This is a genomic window from Natronospira sp. (assembly GCF_007134575.1).
Lineage (GTDB): Bacteria > Pseudomonadota > Gammaproteobacteria > Natronospirales > Natronospiraceae > Natronospira > Natronospira elongata.
This window is the reverse complement of the sequence record NZ_SLKM01000103.1, coordinates 1-3,732: the sequence shown is the minus strand read 5'-3', so window position 1 is coordinate 3,732 and position 3,732 is coordinate 1. Positions and strand designations below refer to the sequence as shown.

Here is a 3,732-nt window from a genome sequence, read left to right as displayed (position 1 = left end):
ATGCAGCCGACAAAGGTAAAGGTGCACATGAAAAAGGCGATCTCCGGTGACACCTACTGGGTCTTCGTCAAACGAATTTAATCCGCTTCGGCGCACGCCGCCCCGCCGGGGCGGCGTCATTTCCTACTGGAAGGGATCGGCATGAATCAGTCCTCGCAGCAAGACCAGCATCCGCCCGGCCTGGACGAACGGGCGATCAGCGATATCAGTCGCTGCCTTCTCCGAGAAACGCTGTCCGTCCTCCGGCATCGCTCATCCCTGGATTTCCCCATCGAGACATGGGAAGACAATCAGTCTCTCACCGAAGCGCCCCTTGGACTTGACTCCCTGGAGCTGATGACCGCTGCCGGCCACGTAAACCGGCTGTTCGCCCTCGACGAGACAGGGCTTGAGGATTACCTGCTAAAACGGCGAACGCTTCAGGATTGGACCAATCTGGTCACCCAGGCCCTGGGCGCCGGGGGTAACGGTCAGATTGGCACCAGCGGGCTGCGCTTCATGAGCTCGGGGAGCACCGGCAGACCAACCGAGCACGCCCACAGCTGGCAGCATCTGTGGCGAGAAGTCGATCACCTGGCCGCCAGCCTGGAAGGCCGCAAACGCATCATCTGCACCGTGCCCCGACACCATGTTTACGGCTGCCTTTTCGGTGCGCTTCTGCCACAACGGCTTGGCATACCCTGCCTGGTCGAGCATGACGCGGAGCGGGCATTGAGCGGTGGCCTGCTGCCCGGCGACATAATCATTGCCTTCCCCTTGCGCTGGCAGTACATCCTGGCCAGTACAAGTCAGTTCCCGACCGACATCGAGGGCGTTACATCAACCGGGCCGATCGACAGCAATACCTGGAAAGGCCTCACGCACCTCGGCCTGAGTAGACTCTGGGAAATTTACGGCGCAACCGAGACGGCCGGCATCGGCATGCGGCATTCTCCCGAGGACCCCTTCTCACTGTTCCCATGGTGGAAACGAGAAGGCGAGACACTGCTGGACCGGCACACGACAACAGGCGAGGAAAAAAAGTACACCTTGCCCGACAGGCTTGAATGGTTCGGGATATCCGAATGGCTTTTTCTGCCCCGTGGTCGCAAGGATGGTGCGATCCAGGTGGGCGGCATCAATGTAAGTCCCGACCATGTTGCCGCCAAGATTGCCCAACATCCATCTGTCACCGAAGCGGTGGTTCGCCCGGATCGGCAGGGCAGACTGAAAGCATTCATCGTTTCTAGGCAAGCCCAAATTGATGAAGATCAGTTCATGGAGTGGATTCGACAGACTCTGCCGGCCGTGGAAAGGCCCACGTCCATCCGAACTGGCCCGGCCCTGCCACGTAATTCCATGGGAAAACTTGAGGATTGGCATTGAATACCGAACTGCAACCCGTCACAGTCCCGATCAGCACCTCATCGACGCCAATCGTTCTTGATGGTCGCCTGACCCTGTCCCTGTTTCGTCGAATCATTGAAGAAGATGCTCCACTTCAGCTGAGCACAGACAGTCTTCAACAGGTCGAACGCTGCCACGACTTTCTGCTTCAATTGGTAGCAGATAAGCGCAGGATATACGGCGTCACTACCGGCTATGGGCCACTCGCCACCAGCTACATCGACCCGGCACACTCGGGCGAGCTCCAGAAGAATCTGGTCCGCCACCTGAGCAGCGGTACCGGCAGGCCACTACCCGCCCATCAGGTGCGGGCTATCATGCTTGCCCGCCTCAACGCACTGTTGCAGGGGCACTCGGCCGTCAGCACCGATGTCTGCGAACGCCTCGCCCAGTGCCTGAACGTTGGCTTCCTCCCACGGATCCCGGAACGCGGCACCGTGGGCGCCAGTGGTGACCTTACCCCCCTGGCCCATCTGGCCGGCGCCCTGATGGGCGAAGGCCGGGCACGTCTAGGGGACGGACCGGAACAAGCTGCATCCAGGATTCTTGCCGAACTCGGTTGGGCCCCTCTGGAGCCTGACGGCAAGAATGCGCTTGGCCTGGTCAACGGGACATCGGCGATGACAGGGATTGGCGCCCTGACTGCCATACGCGCTCAACGCGCCCTGGAATGGACCGCAACACTCGGGGTCAGCTACGCAGAAGTACTGAAAGGCAAGCTCGAAGCCTTCGATTCCAGCCTGGCCCAGGTCAGGGGCCATGGGGGCCAGGCCCGGATCCATCATTGGCTGCTGGAACTGGCGCGAGGAAGCCAACGGCTGGAAGCAGCCGTCGACTTGCCGCCCGTACTCGATCACCAGTCAATCGGCGTCAATCGGGACCAGCCCCTGCCGCAGGACCCCTACAGCATACGCTGCCTACCTCAGATCCTGGGCGCGGTAGACGAGGTTGTCCGCGACCATGCCCGCGTGGTGGAGAACGAACTCAACGCGGTCACGGACAATCCCATCTTCTTCCCCGATGAAGGCAAGGTCGTGCACGGTGGCAACTTCTATGGTCAACCGATTGCCTTCGCTTCAGACAGCCTGGCCCAGGCACTGATCAAGATGGCCGTACTCAGTGAACGCCGCATCGCCCGCATCACCGATCCCGGCCTCAACGGCGATTTGCCCGCCTTCTTGCAGGGGCGGGAAACCGGCCTGCACAGCGGTTTCATGGGGGCCCAGGTCACAGCCAGTGCAACGGTGGCCGAGATGCGGCAGATGGCCACCCCGGCCTCCATTCAATCTGTGCCCACCAACGCCAACAATCAGGATGTGGTTCCCATGGGTACTATCGGCGCGCGACGCACGGACCATCTGGCCGACCTTCTGTTCGATGTGCTGGCAATTGAAGCGATGGTCCTGGCCCAGGCGGTGGACCTGAGCGGCAAGCACGGTTTTGCCCACGCCACCCGAAAATGGACCGACTGGCTTCGTGATGACATCCCATTCCTCAACCAGGATCGTGCCCTGTCGGACGAAATCATCGCACTGGCAGGAAAAATGAGCAGTTCAGATGTACCCCTGTCCCTGCCAAAAGATCAGGAAGAACATTGATCACCGAAGGGAGTGCTCTGCAGCTCAACTAATTACCCGGTCGCGACCCTGTTCCTTGCCCTCATAAAGGGCTTCATCCGCCGAGTCCAACATGGCTTCATGGTGTGGCATGGTGTCATCGTAGTCGCATACCCCGATGGTGATGGTCACGGAAATCTCATTGCCGTCCACTTCAATACGTTCCTGCTTTACGGACTTTCGCAAGCGTTCCGCCACCACGCAGGCGCCTTCCAGGTCGGTGTCGGGTAAAACCAGGCAAAACTCTTCGCCCCCATAGCGGGCACAGACATCGTGCTCGCGCAACATCTCCTGGCAAAGCCGGGCAACAGACTGCAAGACAGTGTCACCGGCTCGATGCCCGTAGGTGTCATTGACTTTCTTGAAGAAGTCGATATCGAAAAGGAGCACCGACAGTGGTCGCTTGTGACGCCGAGCCCGCTTGAACTCCTGCCCCAACACCGTTTCCAGGTGCCGGCGGTTGTAAAGACCGGTGAGCGCATCAGTAACGCTCATGGCCTGAACCTGTTTCAAGGCCTGTTGCAATTGGCCCTGGAAAATACAGTTCTCGGTGACATCATTGACCACGATACATACATACTCCACCTCGTCATTGTCATCCTTGATGGGGATGAAGGTGCAGTCCTGCCGCATGTGATCCATGTCGCTGGTCAGTGGGCGGTTATGTCGGAAGCGGAATAGATAGGGCCGCTGCTGCCAGGAAGTAAACGTTGGATTTTTTTTTTTTTTT

General features: G+C 59.3%; 3 protein-coding genes and 1 pseudogene. 3 read left to right on the top strand and 1 reads right to left on the bottom strand.

Annotated features, from left to right (window positions below; all coding sequences use genetic code 11):
• The 3 genes and pseudogenes from ACJWXQ_RS04105 to hutH form a co-directional block, all read left to right on the top strand.
• Window positions 1-81: pseudogene (locus ACJWXQ_RS04105) on the top strand (photoactive yellow protein); the annotation flags it as partial.
• 60 nt (window positions 82-141) lie between these two features.
• The gene (locus tag ACJWXQ_RS04100) at window positions 142-1,365 is read left to right on the top strand and encodes an AMP-binding enzyme (RefSeq protein WP_406672216.1); all 1,224 of its coding nucleotides are present in this window, start codon (window positions 142-144) and stop codon (window positions 1,363-1,365) included.
• Window positions 1,362-2,984, top strand: coding sequence for a histidine ammonia-lyase (gene hutH / locus ACJWXQ_RS04095; protein ID WP_406672215.1), 1,623 nt, complete (start codon window positions 1,362-1,364; stop codon window positions 2,982-2,984). Before ACJWXQ_RS04100 ends, hutH begins: the two co-directional genes overlap by 4 nt.
• 24 nt (window positions 2,985-3,008) lie before the next feature.
• Here hutH and ACJWXQ_RS04090 read toward each other — a convergent pair.
• The coding region (locus ACJWXQ_RS04090) for a diguanylate cyclase (protein ID WP_406672214.1) at window positions 3,009-3,732 on the bottom strand (724 nt) is incomplete at its 5' end.

What these genes read in the sequence shown, in the direction of transcription:
- ACJWXQ_RS04100 (WP_406672216.1), top strand. Translation starts at nt 142, where the DNA reads ATGAATCAGTCCTCGCAGCAAGACCAGCATCCGCCCGGCCTGGACGAA.